Raw genomic sequence first — 15822 nt, forward strand, 5'->3', positions numbered from 1 at the left:
CCGAAAAACCTGCGCCCCCGGTGCGGGCGGAATCGGCCCAGTGCCCGGAAGTCAATCGCGTGATGGACTGCGAGTACGTCTGCGCGCTCGAGCGCGGGCACGCGGGCGGCCACGACTGGCACGGCGTGCCCGCGGTGCCGGCGCCCGACGAGCCTGAGTACGAGCTCGGGAAGCTGCGCGGTGCGCTCGTGCTGGCGCAACGATCGCGTGAACTGTGGCGCGACCGCGCGCTCGCCGCGGGGTGGTCGGGGGATTCGCGCGGCTCGGACCCCGCGGCCTGTAGCGAGCTGCCGAGCTGCAGCGACGGCGAGCACTCGGCATCGTGCGAGGTCTCGCTGTGACGCACCGACCGTGCGGCGCGTGCCGGGCGCTCGTGCCTGCGGCCGAGGGCTGTGAGCATTGGACGCCCGGCCGCCGCCCCGTGGCAGCGCGGTCGGCACGCGCCAGGAAGCGTCAAGAGGCGCTCTTGGCGGCGGCCGAGCTGCAGAGGATTCTGACACCGAGGGAGAGGTCATGATCAACGAGGGCATGACGCAGGCGACCGCGGCGGCCAACGCGTGGCGCGCTGCTGAGGTCGCCGACGAGAAACTGCGCACTCTCGGCGACCCGGCCGGCGCCGCTGCGTACGCCGATCTCGCACGCGCGTGGGCCGCGGTGGCGGGTCAGTTCGAGTACGTGGGCGTCGAGCTCGAGCACGCCCCGTGCCCGGCCGGGTCGAGCTGCTACGCGCTCGACGAGCCCGAGGCCGAGGTCGAGGAGCGCCTGCGCGTGCCGCTCGACCTGCTCGCCAAGACGCGCGACACGCCTACCGAGGTCATCGCGCTCGCCGAGGATTGGCGGCCGCGACCGTGAGCCACGCGAAAGACGTCGAGCAGCGCGCGGGGCACCGCACGCTGCCGACCACGCTCGACGGATCGGGTGCGCTCGTCGTGCCCGAGCTGCCGGCGCGCCTCGAGAAGGTCGACCGCGACCTGCGGGATCGCTGGGAGGCGGTATGGACGTCCCCCGTCGCGCAGATTCTCGACCCGGTGAGCGACCTCGAGCCGATGACGCGCCTGTTCGTGCTCTACGCCCGCGGGCGGCAGCTCGACGCGGCTTTCGAGCGGCAGCTCGCGTGGCTCGAGGAGGGCGACGTCGACATGCCGTTCGACCCGCAGTTCGCCCGGGTGCTGCTCGGTTTCGCCGCGGAGATCAGGCAGCTCGAGCAGACGCTCGGCATCACACCCCGGGGCAGACTGGTCATCGGTGCCGCTGTCGTCGCAGCGGGCCGCTCAGCGGGCGCAGGAGAGGCGGTGCGCGATGATGCCGACGACTGACCTCGTGCTGACTCGCGGCAAGACGGCGCTCGTGCACGATCGGCTTCCACGGTCGCCGCGCACAGTCTGTGGATATCCCGTGTTCCGGATCGTCGGGGCGCCGGGCGGCCGGCGCCGCTGCCCCCGATGCGCAAGCTTTCTGAACCGATGATGCGCCCGCTGGCGCGCGAGCAGCTGCTCGAGCAGTGTGACCCGCGATTCATGGCCGCGCTGACGTTCGGCAACAACGGGCCGCTGCCGGCGCGCAACCGCACGCTCGGCCCGACGTGGGTCCGGTTCGTCCACGAGCACTGCGTGATGGGTGAGGGCGACGTCTACGGGCGGCCGGCGCGCATGACCCCCGAGCAGCAGGCGCTGTTCTGGAAACTGGCCGAGCTCAACGACGACGGCTCGCGACGGTTCGAGTTCGCGCTGATCACGCTGGCCAAGGGGTCCGGCAAGAGCCCGGTGCTCGCGTGGCTCGGCTGCATCGAGCTGGCCAGCGACTGCGCGGTATTCCGGGAGTGGGCGCCGAACGGCAACCCCCGCGGCATGGCTCGGGGCAACCCGGGCGTGCTCAATATGGCCAGCTCGTACGAGCAGGCCGACCTCGTGCTCGACGAGATGCGCGCCTCGTTCGAGCATGAGGAAGCGCCGATGAAAGGCCGTGCCGCCGCGGGCAAGGGCGAGATCGTCATGCACGACCGTAAGGCGATCGCGAAACGGATCCCGGCGACCCCGCGGCGGGCGGACGGCAGCAAGTCGCCGCTGCTGCTCGTCGACGAGGTGCACGAGCTCACGACCGAGAATCAAGAGAAGGCGGTCGATGTCGCGTGGGGCGGCACGAGCAAGCGCGAGAACGGCCTGACGATCTTCGGATCGACCGCGGGCAACGACATGACGAGCCTGTTCGGGCGGCAGGTCGCCCGCGGCAAGCGCGGCGACTTCGCCGAGAACGAGCTGTTCGTGTGCATGGAAGCCGAGACCGGTCTCGACCCGACCAATGACGCCGACATCATCACGGGCATCAGGCAGGCCAACCCGCTCGCCGCCCGCGGCGTGGCCAACGTGCGCAAGCTGCTCGGCAAGTTCAAGGGAATGCCGCTCAACAGGGCGAAACGGTACTACTGGAATCAGTGGGTACCGAGTGACGAGTCGTGGCTGCCGGCGGGCGCGTGGGACGCCAACAGCGCGCAGCGTCGCGGGCTGACGATCGAGTTCGAGCCGTCGTGGCCGACGTGGCTCGGCGCCGATATGGCGCTCAAGCGCGACTCGGCCGCGGTCGTCACACTGCAGCAGCGGCCGGCGCCGAACAACCGCAGCAAGCTCGGCACGCTCTATCAGGCGACGAGCAAGATTTGGCTGCCCGACGGCGAGCTGATCGATCAGGACGGGCCGAACGGCCCGGATGCGTATATCAGGCTGATCGCGTCCACGTACGCGCTCGTGTGGGCCGCCGCCGACGAGGCGTGGTGGCCGACGCTGCCGCAGCTCGAGAAGGGCGATGAGGAGCACCCCCCGGTGCCGATGTTCCGGATGCCGCAGCAGGGCCGGAACATGATCGTCGCGTACGCCCGGCTGTACAAGCTGATCGTGCAGGGTGAGCTGATTCACGACGGGGCGCCGGATTTCGCCGATCAGATCGCGAGCGCCGCGACGCAATCCAGTGACCGAGGATGGACACTGCGGAAGGGGAAGAATCGGCGCCGGATCGACTCGGCGCCCGCACTGGCGGCGGCCGTGTTCGCGAGCGGTCTCGAGCCGCCCGTGACCGAGCCCGTCAAGCCTCGCAGCAAGGTCTTCTAGGGGAGATATGAAAGAGATTCGGTACCGGACCAAGGTCGAGCGGCGGCGAGGCATGTGGCACGTCAGCGTGCCGGCGCTGCCACGGGACGCTCCGGTCGTCAAGACTGACAAGCTGGCCAACGCGGCGCCGATCCTGATCGAGGAGCTCTCGCACTACCTCGGCGTGAGCGTGAACATGATCTCGATCGACGTCGAGGCGCCGACCCGGCCGGCGCGGGCGCGGCTGCGCGACCGCCTCACGGCGAGCGCGGTGCAGGCGGCCGGCGGGCTCGGCGCGCTGACAGGCATGTACCTGCTCGCGGGGTATGCCGTTACCCTGATCACGGCGAGTGTCGCCGCGGTCGTGCTCGGTGCGCTGCGTGAAGCTGGGAAGGTCTGATCATGGGACTCGGCAAGATGCTCACCCGGTCGGTGCCCGACGCTGGCGGCGGCACGCGGTACGAGGTGTACGACATCGCGACCGACGGGCTGATCGATACCTTCTCGGTGGCGGGCAACATCGCCCCGGACTGGCCGACGAGCGCCTACAAGTCGGGCATGACGATTCCGGGCGCGTGGCGGGCGAGCCTGCTGCTGTCCGGGCTGCTGGCCGGCGCCCCGTGGCACGCGTTCCGGCGCCCGTACGGCGGCGACCCGAGCCCGCGGCTGATCACCCCGACCCCGCCCCTGCTCGAGCAGCCCGCCCCGCCCGAACCGCGGTTCTCGACGTTCCGCTCGCTCGCTCTCGATTACCTGTGGGAGGGCAACGCGATCGGCGTCTACGCTGCTCGCGACCGCTACGGGTGGCCGACCGCGATCGTGCCCGTGCCGGCGTCGACCGTGATGGTTCGCCGAGTCGACGAGCGGAACTACCCGCTGCCGCTCGGCACGATCGAGTACCTGATCGGGAACATGTCGTTCACGACCGACGAGGTGCTGCACATCAAGGGACCGTGCGCCCCGGGTGAACTGCGCGGTCTCGGCGTGCTCGAGACGCAGCTGTCCACGCTGCGGGGCGCGATGACGCTCTCGGCCGACGCGCACACGGTCAAAGGCGTGCCGACGGGCGTGCTCAAGAGCGACAACGCCGATCTGACCGAGGCAGAGGCCAAGGCCATGAAGACCAAGTGGATTGAGACGCAGCGGAACCGGACGGTCGCCGTGCTCAACGCAACGACCTCGTTCGAGCCGCTCGCGTGGAATCCCGAGGAGGCGCAGCTGATCGAGGCGCGTAAGTTCTCGCTGACCGAGCTCGAGCTGATCTTCGGTCTACCCGTCGGGTGGCTCGGCGGCCAGACCTCGAGCCGCACGTACTCGAACATCGAGCAGGACGCGATCAACCTGCTCAAGTTCACGCTCGGCGATCATCTCGCCGTGTTCAAAGAGACGATCTCGCAGGCGTTCCCCCGGGGGACGTACGTCGAGCCCGACCTCGATGCGCTGCTCGCCAGCGACACCGTAGCCCGTTACGGGGCGTACAACGTCGCCACGGGCGGCAAGCCGTGGCTGCTGCCGAGCGAGGTGCGCGCAAAGGAGAAGATGCCGCAGGTCGACGGCATCGACAACGCCACCACCCCCGCACCGGTCGGCGGCCCGGCCGGCGCACCGGGCGTACCGACCGAGCCGAGCGGCACGGAAACCGAGAGGATCGAATCATGACCACCGAGCTGCTGACCCGCACGTTCGACGGAGAGCTCGAGCTGCGCTCGTCGAACAACGGCGGCGACGGCCGCACCGTGTTCGGCCGGGCGGTGCCGTACGGCGTGCCGCAGTACATCTACGACGGACTGACCGAGGAGTTCGTGCGCGGCTGCTTCGACCACCAATTGCGGGCAGCCAACCGGATCCGGACCGCCCGGGAGCACGTGCAGCTCGGCGGCACCTTGATCGGCGCGGTGCGCTCGCTCGACGACCGCAACGACGGGCTGTGGTTCGAGGCCCGGGTGAGCCGCACCCCGACCGGTGACGAGACGCTCGAGCTGATCAACGACGGCGCTCTGCGGCAGACCTCGATCGGGTTCCGCGAGCGGCCGCACGGCAACAAGCGGACGTCGAACAACGTCATCCAGCGCACCGCGGCCGACCTGTTCGAGATCGCATTCGTGATGGAGGGCGCCTACGGCGAGCAGGCCGAGATCGCGGGGGTGCGCTCGGCCCGCGCCATCGACCCGCGGGTCGCGGCCGCTCACGGCTGCACGTGCTGCAACGAGCTAGCCGAGCTGCGGGGCGCGCAGCGCGACGTCACGGCGCAGCGCCTCACCCTGCCGGCGCTGCCCGCCCTGCCGACGCTGCGCAAGCTGTCATGAGCGCCAGCACTGCGCGGGGCGACCTGCTGCTGCGCGACGGCGACCCGCGGCCGTTCGTCCTGATCGAGTTCGAGCGTCCGGCCACCGAGGGGGGTGCGCCGGGCGTCGCGGTTTCGTGGGGCGATCAGATCGACGACGATGACGTCGAGTACGTCATCGCCACCGCGCTCGCCACGATGGCCGGCGTTCCGGTCGAGGCGCTGATCGCGGCGCTCGAGAAGTCGTGACCGAGCCGCTCCCGGTTGTCTATGTCGTGCGGCCGGGCAACGAGAACGCCGAGCTGCGCTACTCGCTCCGCTCGCTGCAGAACGTGCCGCACGGCGAGGTGTGGGTCGTCGGGCATCGGCCGCCGCACGTGACCAACGTGCGGCACCTGTTCGTGCCGCAGCGCGACCCCAACCGGTTCAAGTACGAGAACGCGCTGCGGCTGCTGCAGGAGATCGCCGAGCTCGGCCCGGATCGGTTCGCCCTGTTCAACGATGATTTCTACTGTCTCGCCCCCGTCCGCGGCATGCCGCTGCCGGCGCACCGCGGGCCGCTGCTCGAGCAGGCGGCCGAGCGGTCCGGGCGGTACGGTGAGATGCTCCGCGCGACCGCGCAGCTGCTGATCGAGGCCGGACACGCCGACCCGCTCGCGTACACCCTGCACGCGCCGCTCGTCATGAGCCGCGCCGGGCTGCAGCTGACCCTCGATCACGGTCTGCGCCACCGCACGAGCGAGCTCGAGCGGCTGTCGTGGCGGTCGCTCTACGGCAACCTGATGCGCCTCGGTGGCGACCGCGTGCCCGACGTCAAGGTGCACGGCGAGGGCGGCGCCCCGGCCGGCGCATGGGTGTCGACGGCCGACACGTCGTTCCGCTATCACGAAATCGGTCAGGTAATCCGGCGCGCACTGTCGCGACCGTCGCCCTACGAGCAGTTATGATCGCGAGCAGCACGCTCGGGCACCCCGCCCGCGGCCGGGCACCCCGCGGGAGCGGCACCCCCGAGTCACGGTGACGACACCCCCGGATGCGACCTGACAGTCAATGGGCCGATTCCGGGAGGATTCCAAATGGCCGAGAACGTCTACCTCGCCCGCAAGCGCGAGGAGTACGAGGGTCTGCGCAGTTCCATCGAAGGACTGCAGACCCGTGCCGCCGAGGCGAACCGCTCGCTGACCGAGGACGAACTGCGCTCGATCGGCGAGATGACCGAGGCGGGTAAGAAGCTGTACACCGAGATCGAGACCCTGACCGACGTCGAGCTGCGCTCGGCCAGCGTGCGGGACATGTCCGCCAAGGTGCAGGCGGCGATGCGGGGCAGCGACGGCTCGGGCAACCAGGGCGGTAACGCTGGTGGCAACGACACCGAGCTGCGCTCGGGCAACGTGCGCCCGGTCGGTGGCGGCACTACGCAGGATCGCGACCCGGGTCATTACCGGTCGCTGCAGGCCGGCGGCCGTCACTCGTTCTTCGGTGACCTCTACTCGGCCCGCGAACGGCAGGACGAGGGCGCGGCCACGCGTCTGCAGGAGCACTCCCGCGCGCTGGCCACGGGCGGTGCCGGGTCCGGCATCGTGGCGCCCAAGTGGCTGACCGACGAGTACGCCTCGCTCGCCCGTCAGGGCCGGGTGCTGGCCAACCTCGTGCGCAACATCCCGCTCGGCGACGACCCGCGGCCGATCACCCTGCCCAAGCAGACCGCGGGCACCGACGCCGAGGTCACCGAGCAGGCGGCCGAGAACGACCCGATCGAGGACGATGACGCGTTCGACACCGACGTCGACACCGTGACCCCCAAGCCGACGGCCGGCGTGCAGATCGTCTCCCGGCAGATGGTCGACATGGCGAGCCCGGCGATCGACCTGCTGATCTACGGCGACCTCATGGGCGCGTTCGCGCTCAAGGTCGAAAAGAAGATCGGCACGGCGCTCATCGCGGTCGGTACCGCGCTGCCGGCGAGCGAGTCGGGTGACGTCAGCGTCCCGGTGACCGACGTCTCGCACTACTCGCGCGTGTTCGTCAAGGCGGCCGTCGCGGTGCGCAACTCGCGCAAGCTGCCGGCGACGATCGCGGCCATGAGCGTCAACCGGTGGGGCGAGTTCATCGACCTGCGCGACACGACCGGTCGGCCGCTGGTCACCGGTCAGGGCGAGGCGGGGCAGAACATCGTCGGTGCCGCCGACGTGTCCGCGCTCGAGGGCGGCCGTTACCGGGGCATCATCCTCGCCCCGACGGACGGCATCGCGCTCGACGACCGGTTCGCGGTCGCGCGGGCGAACGACATCATCCTGTTTGAGAGCAACGTCATGCGGTTCCGGTACGAGCAGCCGCTCGGCCCCGAGTCGATCAAGATGGGCGTGTGGGGTTACACGGCCGTGCTGATCCGCTACGGCACCGCGAGCGTTAAGCGCGTCGAGATCACGGCAGAGGACAGCTGACCGGCCGGCGGGGCGTCCCCACGGCGTCCCGCCGCACTCGACCGAGGGAGAGATCATGGCGCTGACGTGGCCGCCGACGCTGGCCGAGCTCAAGATCGACAAGGGCATTCCGGCCGACGACACGCGCGACGACACCGAGCTCGAGCGGCAGCTGACCGCGGCGATCGGGTTCGTGCAGCGCGTGCACGTCGACCGGTACAACCTGACCGACGAGAGCGACAGCGAGCTGCCGCTGCCCGATGCGGCCATGGTTCTCGGAACGATTCGGCTCGCGCTGCGCTGGCACACGCGCAAGCGGTCGCCCGACGCGCTCGTCGCGATGGGCGAGCTCGGTGCGGGCCGGGTTCCCTCGTTCGACACCGATATCGACCGGATGCTCAGGATCGGCCGATTCGCCCCGAGCGTGTTCGCGTGAGCGTGCTGAGCGAGGCCTACCTCGCGCTGCAGACCGAGCTCGCCGAGCTGCTCGACGACACACCGATGCGGGTCGAGAGCGACCTCGCGAAGACGCTCGGCCGGCGCGACGTCGTGATCGGGCCGCCCGCGTTCACGTGGGAGGGCATGTGCTTTCCCGAGCAGCCGACCTCGATGACGTACACGGTGTACGTGATCGAGGATCTCGGCGAGCGGGCGGTCGAGCGGCTGCTCGAGCTGCTGCCGGCGCTGCTCGAGGCGGTCGGCAAGCTGCACGGTGAAACGACCGTGACAGCGTGCGCCCCGGGCGTCTACCCGTCGGGTACGACCGACCTACCGTGCTACCAAATCACCGCAGAAACGACGCTCTAGGGGCGCAGGATGTCTATTCACAAGCGCAAGATCAAACTTATCGAGTTCGGGCTCGGCACGGCCCCGAGCGACATCGCGTTCGAGTGCCAGATCAGCGCGTGGACGCTCAACAACAACACCGAGGACGGCGACAAGCTTTACACGCTGTGCCCCGCGGGCGAGGACACGGAAGAGACCGATCCCGACTACACGCTCGACATCACGGCTTTCTCGGACTGGCGGTCCGACGGCTTCTCGGATTACCTGTGGAAGCACGACGGCGAGACGGTCGACTTCCGTCTCGACCACCACCCGGACATCCCGGCCGAGCACGTGACGTGGACGGGTCAGGTCAAGATCAAGGCGCCGAGTGTCGGGGGCGAGGCGCGCGAGAACGAGGTCACCGAGGTAACGCTCGTGTGCATCGGCAAGCCGGAGTACGTCCGGGCTGACGAGTCGAGCTAACGCCACCGCGGCGTAAGTTCGCGTGACAGTGATCAACAAGAGGTAGGGGAGAGCAGTGTTCGAGTTCCGGATCCTTCCGGACGGCGGCGAGCCGTTCGAGATCACAGCCAGTATGCGCGACCTGCGCATGTGGGAGAAGACGCACCGCGGCCGCAGCATGGGCGTGCTCAGCGACCGCTCATCGTTGAGCGCGACGATCCTGTTCGAGATCGCGTACGCCGCGTGCCGGCGGCAGGGCAAGATTCACAACGACATGACGGGTGACGTGTTCGCCGAGACGCACGACTTCGAGCTCGGCGAGGAGGTCGAGGAGGAGGAGCCCGCCGAGAAGTTGGGAAACCCTACGCCCGCGGCTCTCTCAGCCGCGCCGTTGTCGCCCTAGCCATCGAGTCCGGCATCGCCCCGTCGGCATGGTGGGCCGAGGATGAACGCGACCTCGCCACCGCGCTCGACCTGCTCGGCGAGGAGCGCGGCAAGCAGCAGCGCGAGTCCGGCCGGCGCGACGACGGAAGGCAGATGAGTGGCTAGGCAGCTCACGATCAACGTGCGGGCGGAAGGCGTGCGAGAGACGCTCGCCGCTTTCCGCTCGCTGCCCAAGGACGCGAACAACGAGTTGCGTGCCGCGTCCCTCGATCTGTCGCGCCTGCTCGCGCTCAAGGCGGCTGCAGCGGGCGAGGCCGAGGGCTCTCAGGCCGCGCTCGTTGCGGGCACCGTGAAGGCCGCTCGCGACCGCGTACCGGTCGTGCAGGCCGGCGGCACCAAACGGCTCGGTTCGCGCCGCAAACCCGCGTGGAAGCTGCTGTTCGGATCCGAGTTCGGCTCGAATCAGTACACGCAGTTCCCGAGGCTGCATCAGGGACGCGAGGGCATATGGTTCTTCCCGACGATCGAGGAGAATGCAGCCGAGATCGCTGCACGGTGGCGCGAGGCTGCTGACCGCACGATCGCTGCGTTCTCGAAAGGTGCGGACTAGTGGCCGGCGAACGCACAGTCAAGATCAAGTTCACGTCCGAGGTACGTAAGTTCGTCGCCGACACCGCGACCGCGGGCGGTGCGCTCGCGCGGTGGGAGAAGCAAGCCGACCGGGCCGGCGCGGCGGCGGGCAAGTTCTCTCGGGTGACCAAGGCGCTGATCGCCCCCGGTGCGCTCCCGGCCGTGGCCGCTCTCGGCACCGCGCTGGTCGGTGTCGTGGCGGCGGCCGGCGCGGGCGGTGCGGCACTTGGCGTGTTCGGCGCGGTGGCGGCCAGCTCGCAGAAAGAGGTCAGCGAGGCGGCGACCAAGGTCGAGGATCTGACCGAGAAGATCAGGCTCAACGGGCGGCAGGCCGAGCTCGCCGAGAAGCACGGACTCGAGGCGGGCAAGTATCTCAAGGCGCAGAGTAAGGCGGCGCTCGAGCTCGAGGCGCGGCTGTCGCTGCTGCCGGCGCCCGTGCGCGAGGCGACGCGTCAGTACATCGGCATGAAGAGCGCGTGGGACGATTTCGTCGAGGACAATCAGCCCGCGACGTTCGGGATCCTCGAGCGCGGGTACGCGCTGATCGGCAACAACCTGAGTAAGCTGCAGCCGCTCTATGACATCGGTGCGGCGGCGGCCAGCAGAGCACTTGGCGCGCTCGAGCGGTTCGCGACCGGGGGCGGGCTCGACCGGTTCGTCGCGTTCGTCAAGACCAACGCGGGGCCGGCGCTCGACAGCCTCGGCCGGATCGGCAGCAACGTCGGTTCGTTCCTCGGCGATCTGTTCGCCGGGACCGTCGAGGACGGTCAGGGCTTTCTCGAGTTCCTGGCGGACGCGACCGAGCGGCTCGCCGCGTTCGGCGACAACGGCGGGCTGCAGCGGCTGCTCGACTCGATCAGCTCGAACGGCCCGGGGGCGGGCGAGGCGCTCTCGCAGCTCGGTGCCGCCGCGGTGGTCATCGCGCAGGCGCTCGGGCCGATCGCCCCGATTTCGATCGCGATCGCGACCGCGTTGGCGGGCATCATCGCCGCCCTGCCGCCCGAGCTCATCACCGCGTTGGTCGGCGCGTGGCTCGCGTACACCGTGGCCATGGCCGGATACAACGCGGTCATGGCCGCCACCGCGATCGCGACCAACGTGGCCACGGTCGCGACCAAGGCGTTCGGTCTGGCGATGCGGCTCACTCCGGTCGGGCTGCTCATCACCGGAATCACGCTGATCGTCGCAGGAATCGTGCTGCTCGCCACTAAGACGGAATTCTTTCAGAAACTGTGGGCCGTGATCTGGGGTGCGATCAAGGCAGCGGCCGGCGCGGTCGCGGATTGGTGGCGCACGACCCTCGTGCCGATCTTCCTCGTCGCATTCCTGTCGATGCAGGTCGCCATCAAGAAAGTGCAGGACTTCTTCAAGGCCGCGTGGGACAAAATCGTCGCCGCCGCCAAGTGGGTCTACACGTCGTACGTCAATTACATCAAGCTGATCGTCGCCGTGATCATGACGATTGTCGCCGCCGCGCAGCGCGTGCGTGACGGGATCGTCGACCGGTTCAACAAGGTTGTCAGCTACATCTCCGGACTCAAGGGCCGGATCAGCTCGGCTGCGGGCGGGCTGTGGGACGGCATCAAGAACAGTTTTCGGAACGCCATCAATTACATCATCGACCGATGGAACGGCCTGTCATTCTCGCTGCCCTCGATCAATACGCCTTTCGGCAAGATCGGCGGAACGACTCTCTCGACACCGAACCTGCCGCGTCTCGCCTCGGGCGGTTGGGCGCAGCCCGGCCGCACGTACCTCACGGGCGAGAACGGACCCGAGCTGCTCAGCGTCGGCCGGCGCGCCTACGTCAGCAACGCGAACGACACGAGCGCCATTCTCGGCGAGAGCGGGTCACCGGTCGTGCACGTCTACATCGGCGACCGTGAGCTGACCGATATTGTCGACGTGCAGATCGAAAGCCGCGATCGGCAGACGCGCAGGCGGGCCGGCGCTCGAGTAGTAGGGGCGTACGCATGAGCATCGAGGCGACGTACGACAGCGATCTCGCCCGGGTACGACTGACCGTCGATGCCGGCGGCACGGGCACGGGGGTCGGCGGCGCTGACGGCACGTTCGAGATCAGCGCTGCCGACTGGACCGGGTTCGACTGCACGGTCGTCCGCTCGAACGAGCAGGCGCACACGGGCAGCTACTCGGGCAAGCTGACCGTGACGGGCTCGCCGACGCAGGCGTACTCCCGGCCGTCGGTGTCGACCGCGGTCACGCCCGGCGAGGAATACACGCTCGACATGTGGCTCTATTCGGCCGCGGGGTACGCGGGCGCCGCAGTCTCGATGGACTGGTATGACAGCGGGTTCGGTTACCTCTCGACCGCGGCCGAGACCGTCGTGCTCCCGGCCGGCGCGTGGACGCACCGCACGTATGCCGCGGTCGCCCCGGTCGGCGCCGCTTTCGTCGGCTACGGCCCGTCGCTGACAGGCAGTCCGGCCGGCGGCACGGTGGTCTATTTCGACGACGTGCTGCTGCTCGACGACTCGGCCGGCGGTGGCATCGCGGGCACCGCCTCGGTCACGATCGAGCGGTCGGCCGAGGCGCGGCCGTACGCGGTCGTGCGCGGCGGCCGAGAGCGGTCGGCGACCTCGGGCACCGCGCAGCTCGACGACTACGAGTTCGCCCCGGGCGTGCTCAACACGTACCGCGTCACGTACCTCTCGGACGTCGGGGTGTCGCTCGGCACCGAGACGGTCACGGTCACGCCGACGATCGACCGCGTGTGGCTCAAGAGCATCGCCCGGCCGTTCCTCAACATGCCTGTCACAGTGCAGGATTACACGGCGGTCACGCGCCGCTCCCGGGCCGGGCTGTTCGAGATACCCGGGCGGTCGTTCCCCGTGCGCGTCGGCGACGTGCCGAGCTCGGCCGGGTGGACGCTGCAGGTGCTCACGCGCACGCTGGCCGAGAAACGCGCGCTCGAGTTCCTCATCGCCTCGGGCGACGTCGTGCTCGTGCAGGTGCCGCCCGAGTACGACATCCCGGGCGGGTACGTCGGGCTCGGCGACATGAATCTCGGCCGGGTCAGTCGGACGCTCGCCGACGACCGCCGACTCTTCTCGCTGCCGATGACCGAGGTCGCCCCGCCCGCCGAGAGCGTGGTCGGCTACGCCGCGACATGGGCCGGGCTGATCGCCGACTTCGGATCGTGGGCCGCCGTGCTGGCCGCCTTCCCGACGTGGGCCGACCTGCTCGAGTACGTGGCCGATCCCGAGACTGTGATCGTGCCGTGAGGCCGGTATCGCAGGGCTTCCTCGCCGCGGTCGGCGGCTCGCACAACATCGCAGTGCGGCTGCGGGCCGTGCCGGCGGGGCAGACCGGAACGAGCCCGGCCGGCGGCGTGACCCTGCCGCTGATCGGTGGTGACGTCGTGCTCGACGGGGGCGCCGACATTCGCTCGACACTCGAGTGTGAGGTCGCCGCGCACGATCCGGATACGGGCGAGGCACTGTGGCCGGAAGGCGCGAGCAGCCCGCTGACCCCGTACGGTGCGCACGAGCTGTTCGTCGAGCGTGGTGTCGCGTTCGGCGGCGGCGTGGTCGAGTACGTCTCGCTCGGCTACTTCCGGATCAACGACGTCGAGCAGCCCGCGGCGCCCGACGGCCCGATCCGGATCACGGCCGTCGACCGCATGGCCATGATCATCGACGCCAAGCTGACCAGCGTGCTGCAGTTCGACGCGACCGAGACGTACGGGGCGGTCGTCGAGGCGCTCGCCGCCGACGCGTACGGCGACGTCGTGATCGAGTGGGATGACGAACTGATCGAGGGCGATGCGATCGGCCGCACGTTCATCGTCGAGGAGGATCGGTACGCGCGATTGCGCGAGCTCGTGACCGGGGTTGGCAAGGTCGCCTACTTCGATCACCGCGGCGTGCTCATCGTCCGCAGCCCGCCGAGCCCGACGCTGCCGCTATGGACGGTCTCACGGGGGCGCGGGGGTGTCCTCGTGTCCGCGGGCCGCTCACTGAGCCGCTCGGGCGTGTACAACGGCGTGCTCGCCACGGGCGAGGCGCTCGACACCGAGCCGCCCGTACGCGCTCTCGCGGTCGACAGCTCGGCCAGCTCGCCGACGTATTGGGGCGGCCCGTTCGGCAAGGTGCCTCGGGTGTTCGCGAGCCCGCTGCTGACCACCGACTCGCAGGCGGCGCTCGCAGCGGCGACCGTGCTGCGCCGCTCGCTCGGCCTGCCGTACAACGTCGATTTCACCGCGGTTCCCAACCCGGCCCTCGAGCCCGACGACCCGATCGCGATCGGGCTCGAGGGCGAGCCGCGCATCATCGAGCCCGAGCTGATCGTCGGCGACTCGTTCTCTCGCGTACTGGCGGACACGATCGGTGCCGGCGAGACCGGGCACGCATGGACACCATCGACGCCGAGCTCGCAGCTCGCGGTCAACGGTTCGGTGTTCCAACGGACCATGACCGTCAACACGACCGCGAGTCATGTGCTCCCGCTCTCGATCGGCCGGCGCGACCTCGACGTCTACGTTGATCTGCAGGTGCCGATCGCTGCGGGCGGGGCGACCCTCGCGATCGGCGCGCTGCTGCGCCGGAACGCGGCGGACGACTTCTACACTGCTCGGCTCGAGTTCGACGCGGACGGCGACGTCTCGCTCAAGATCGCCGATCACGGGCCGCTCGGTTACGCCGAGCCCGCGACGATCGACGGGTACGCCCCGTACACCGCGGCGCAGTGGTGGACGCTGCGCGCACGCGCGCATGACAACGTGTGCGAGCTCAAGGCGTGGCCGCGCGACGAGCAGCCCGAGCCCAACGACTGGGCACTCTCGTACGATGGAATGCGACCCGCCGCAGCAGGGCAGGACAACCGGTACGGGCTGTATCTGTGGCGTCTGGCGGGCAACACGAACAACACTGGGCCGCAGTACCTGATCGACAACTTCCGGGCGTACGACGTGCCGGCGAACGTGCTGCGGGGCGGCGAGCTGCACGTGCTCGACACCGTGACCATCCCGCTCGTGGCGGCCGGCGCGCTGCGCGGCCGGACCCGCGAGCAGACCCTGACGTCTATCGAGACGAGCTGACCATGCGATCCGACGACCTCGTACCGTTCCTTGGCACCCCGCAGCCCGCGGGCCGGGGCGTGACGTTCCGGCAGGGCGTCATCGTGGCGTGGAATCAGGACACGGCCGAGAACGTCGTGCGCGTCGGCGACTCGCTGCTGACGAACCTGCCGATTCTCAACACGAGCGAGGCGGCCATCCTGGCGGCCGGCGATGTCGTCGGCATCCTCGTCTCGGGCGCCACGTGGGGCATCATGGGCCGGTTCACCATCCCGGGCACCCCCGAGGCGGTCAGCGCGCTCGACAGCCTGCGCGTGCAGTCACAGACCGTCGGCAACAACGAGGCCACCACGAGCAGCAGCTTTACCGACCTCGGTAACTACGGCCCCGAGATCGAGGTCGTGGTCGGCGCGAGTGGCCGTGTCGTGCTCTGGATGTCCTCGGTCATCACGCTCAACGTGCCGAGCGGTAGCGGGATCCTGAGCGTCGAGGCGCAGATGGCGTTCGTCGGCGAGGGCGCGAACGAGTTCGGCACGGGCTCGTACTCCGCGATCCGCGGGCAGCTGTGGCGCAACTCGGCGCAGGCTGGCGGGTTCGACACGGCGATCGAGACCACGAGTCCGGTGAGCAAGACGTACCTGCTGACCGGACTCGCCCCGGGCGCGACCAAGTTCGTCGCCAAGTACCGGCGAGCGAGCGGTGCCGGAACGGTCTCGTTCGACGACCGCAACATGACCGCGATGGCGATCTAGG

At 69.6% G+C, this 15822-nt stretch carries 19 protein-coding genes; all 19 read left to right on the top strand.

Annotation, left to right across the window (positions count from 1 at the left end; translation table 11 throughout):
* Positions 1 to 341 (top strand): hypothetical protein (locus VEA62_RS14380; protein WP_324823039.1); only part of this gene is annotated, 341 nt, incomplete at its 5' end.
* Positions 342 to 513: 172 nt separating this feature from the next.
* Positions 514 to 852: a hypothetical protein gene (locus VEA62_RS14385; RefSeq protein WP_324823042.1), complete on the top strand. Its 339-nt coding sequence runs from the start codon at positions 514 to 516 to the stop codon at positions 850 to 852.
* On the top strand, positions 849 to 1316 hold the full coding sequence (locus tag VEA62_RS14390) for a hypothetical protein (protein WP_324823044.1): 468 nt from the start codon (positions 849 to 851) through the stop codon (positions 1314 to 1316). The genes VEA62_RS14385 and VEA62_RS14390 overlap by 4 nt, the downstream gene beginning before the upstream one ends.
* A 126-nt stretch (positions 1317 to 1442) precedes the next feature.
* Entirely contained in the window at positions 1443 to 3101 is a 1659-nt protein-coding gene (locus tag VEA62_RS14395; RefSeq protein ID WP_324823046.1) for a terminase large subunit domain-containing protein, read from the top strand.
* 7 nt (positions 3102 to 3108) lie between these two features.
* Positions 3109 to 3480, top strand: coding sequence for a hypothetical protein (locus VEA62_RS14400; RefSeq protein ID WP_324823048.1), 372 nt, complete (start codon positions 3109 to 3111; stop codon positions 3478 to 3480).
* Positions 3481 to 3482: 2 nt separating this feature from the next.
* The gene (locus tag VEA62_RS14405; protein ID WP_324823050.1) at positions 3483 to 4739 is read left to right on the top strand and encodes a phage portal protein; all 1257 of its coding nucleotides are present in this window, start codon (positions 3483 to 3485) and stop codon (positions 4737 to 4739) included.
* Entirely contained in the window at positions 4736 to 5386 is a 651-nt protein-coding gene (locus tag VEA62_RS14410; protein ID WP_324823052.1) for an HK97 family phage prohead protease, read from the top strand. The genes VEA62_RS14405 and VEA62_RS14410 overlap by 4 nt, the downstream gene beginning before the upstream one ends.
* Positions 5383 to 5613, top strand: a complete 231-nt coding sequence (locus VEA62_RS14415; RefSeq protein ID WP_324823054.1) for a hypothetical protein — start codon at positions 5383 to 5385, stop codon at positions 5611 to 5613. Before VEA62_RS14410 ends, VEA62_RS14415 begins: the two co-directional genes overlap by 4 nt.
* The gene (locus VEA62_RS14420) at positions 5610 to 6311 is read left to right on the top strand and encodes a hypothetical protein (protein ID WP_324823056.1); all 702 of its coding nucleotides are present in this window, start codon (positions 5610 to 5612) and stop codon (positions 6309 to 6311) included. The genes VEA62_RS14415 and VEA62_RS14420 overlap by 4 nt, the downstream gene beginning before the upstream one ends.
* 129 nt (positions 6312 to 6440) lie before the next feature.
* Positions 6441 to 7808, top strand: a complete 1368-nt coding sequence (locus VEA62_RS14425; RefSeq protein ID WP_324823058.1) for a phage major capsid protein — start codon at positions 6441 to 6443, stop codon at positions 7806 to 7808.
* A 55-nt stretch (positions 7809 to 7863) separates the two neighbouring features.
* Positions 7864 to 8223 (top strand): hypothetical protein, encoded by a 360-nt coding sequence (locus tag VEA62_RS14430; protein WP_324823060.1) that lies wholly within the window; start codon positions 7864 to 7866, stop codon positions 8221 to 8223.
* A complete protein-coding gene (locus tag VEA62_RS14435; RefSeq protein ID WP_324823062.1) occupies positions 8220 to 8594 on the top strand; it encodes a hypothetical protein in 375 nt (124 codons plus the stop codon). The genes VEA62_RS14430 and VEA62_RS14435 overlap by 4 nt, the downstream gene beginning before the upstream one ends.
* Before the next feature lie 9 nt (positions 8595 to 8603).
* Positions 8604 to 9038 carry a hypothetical protein gene (locus VEA62_RS14440; RefSeq protein WP_324823064.1) on the top strand — a complete coding sequence of 145 codons (435 nt, stop codon included), beginning with the start codon at positions 8604 to 8606 and terminating at the stop codon, positions 9036 to 9038.
* Positions 9039 to 9093: 55 nt separating this feature from the next.
* A complete protein-coding gene (locus VEA62_RS14445; protein WP_324823066.1) occupies positions 9094 to 9420 on the top strand; it encodes a hypothetical protein in 327 nt (108 codons plus the stop codon).
* A gap of 138 nt (positions 9421 to 9558) precedes the next feature.
* Entirely contained in the window at positions 9559 to 10011 is a 453-nt protein-coding gene (locus VEA62_RS14450) for a hypothetical protein (RefSeq protein WP_324823068.1), read from the top strand.
* Positions 10011 to 12008: a hypothetical protein gene (locus tag VEA62_RS14455; RefSeq protein ID WP_324823070.1), complete on the top strand. Its 1998-nt coding sequence runs from the start codon at positions 10011 to 10013 to the stop codon at positions 12006 to 12008. The genes VEA62_RS14450 and VEA62_RS14455 overlap by 1 nt, the downstream gene beginning before the upstream one ends.
* A complete protein-coding gene (locus VEA62_RS14460) occupies positions 12005 to 13276 on the top strand; it encodes a hypothetical protein (RefSeq protein WP_324823071.1) in 1272 nt (423 codons plus the stop codon). Before VEA62_RS14455 ends, VEA62_RS14460 begins: the two co-directional genes overlap by 4 nt.
* Positions 13273 to 15090, top strand: a complete 1818-nt coding sequence (locus VEA62_RS14465) for a DUF5047 domain-containing protein (RefSeq protein ID WP_324823073.1) — start codon at positions 13273 to 13275, stop codon at positions 15088 to 15090. Before VEA62_RS14460 ends, VEA62_RS14465 begins: the two co-directional genes overlap by 4 nt.
* A 2-nt stretch (positions 15091 to 15092) precedes the next feature.
* Complete coding sequence (locus VEA62_RS14470) at positions 15093 to 15821, top strand: hypothetical protein (RefSeq protein ID WP_324823075.1); 729 nt, start codon at positions 15093 to 15095, stop codon at positions 15819 to 15821.
* The last annotated feature ends 1 nt before the right edge of the window (position 15822 follow it).

It is taken from the genome of Brevundimonas sp. (assembly GCF_035627475.1).
GTDB lineage: Bacteria > Pseudomonadota > Alphaproteobacteria > Caulobacterales > Caulobacteraceae > Brevundimonas.

Excerpts from the sequence above, each read along its gene's own strand:
- VEA62_RS14440 (WP_324823064.1), top strand. The coding sequence starts at position 8,604 with ATGTCTATTCACAAGCGCAAGATCAAACTTATCGAGTTCGGGCTCGGC.
- VEA62_RS14415 (WP_324823054.1), top strand. The coding sequence starts at position 5,383 with ATGAGCGCCAGCACTGCGCGGGGCGACCTGCTGCTGCGCGACGGCGAC.
- VEA62_RS14385 (WP_324823042.1), top strand. The coding sequence starts at position 514 with ATGATCAACGAGGGCATGACGCAGGCGACCGCGGCGGCCAACGCGTGG.
- VEA62_RS14410 (WP_324823052.1), top strand. The coding sequence starts at position 4,736 with ATGACCACCGAGCTGCTGACCCGCACGTTCGACGGAGAGCTCGAGCTG.
- VEA62_RS14430 (WP_324823060.1), top strand. The coding sequence starts at position 7,864 with ATGGCGCTGACGTGGCCGCCGACGCTGGCCGAGCTCAAGATCGACAAG.
- VEA62_RS14405 (WP_324823050.1), top strand. The coding sequence starts at position 3,483 with ATGGGACTCGGCAAGATGCTCACCCGGTCGGTGCCCGACGCTGGCGGC.
- VEA62_RS14470 (WP_324823075.1), top strand. The coding sequence starts at position 15,093 with ATGCGATCCGACGACCTCGTACCGTTCCTTGGCACCCCGCAGCCCGCG.
- VEA62_RS14425 (WP_324823058.1), top strand. The coding sequence starts at position 6,441 with ATGGCCGAGAACGTCTACCTCGCCCGCAAGCGCGAGGAGTACGAGGGT.
- VEA62_RS14395 (WP_324823046.1), top strand. The coding sequence starts at position 1,443 with ATGCGCAAGCTTTCTGAACCGATGATGCGCCCGCTGGCGCGCGAGCAG.
- VEA62_RS14400 (WP_324823048.1), top strand. The coding sequence starts at position 3,109 with ATGAAAGAGATTCGGTACCGGACCAAGGTCGAGCGGCGGCGAGGCATG.
- VEA62_RS14460 (WP_324823071.1), top strand. The coding sequence starts at position 12,005 with ATGAGCATCGAGGCGACGTACGACAGCGATCTCGCCCGGGTACGACTG.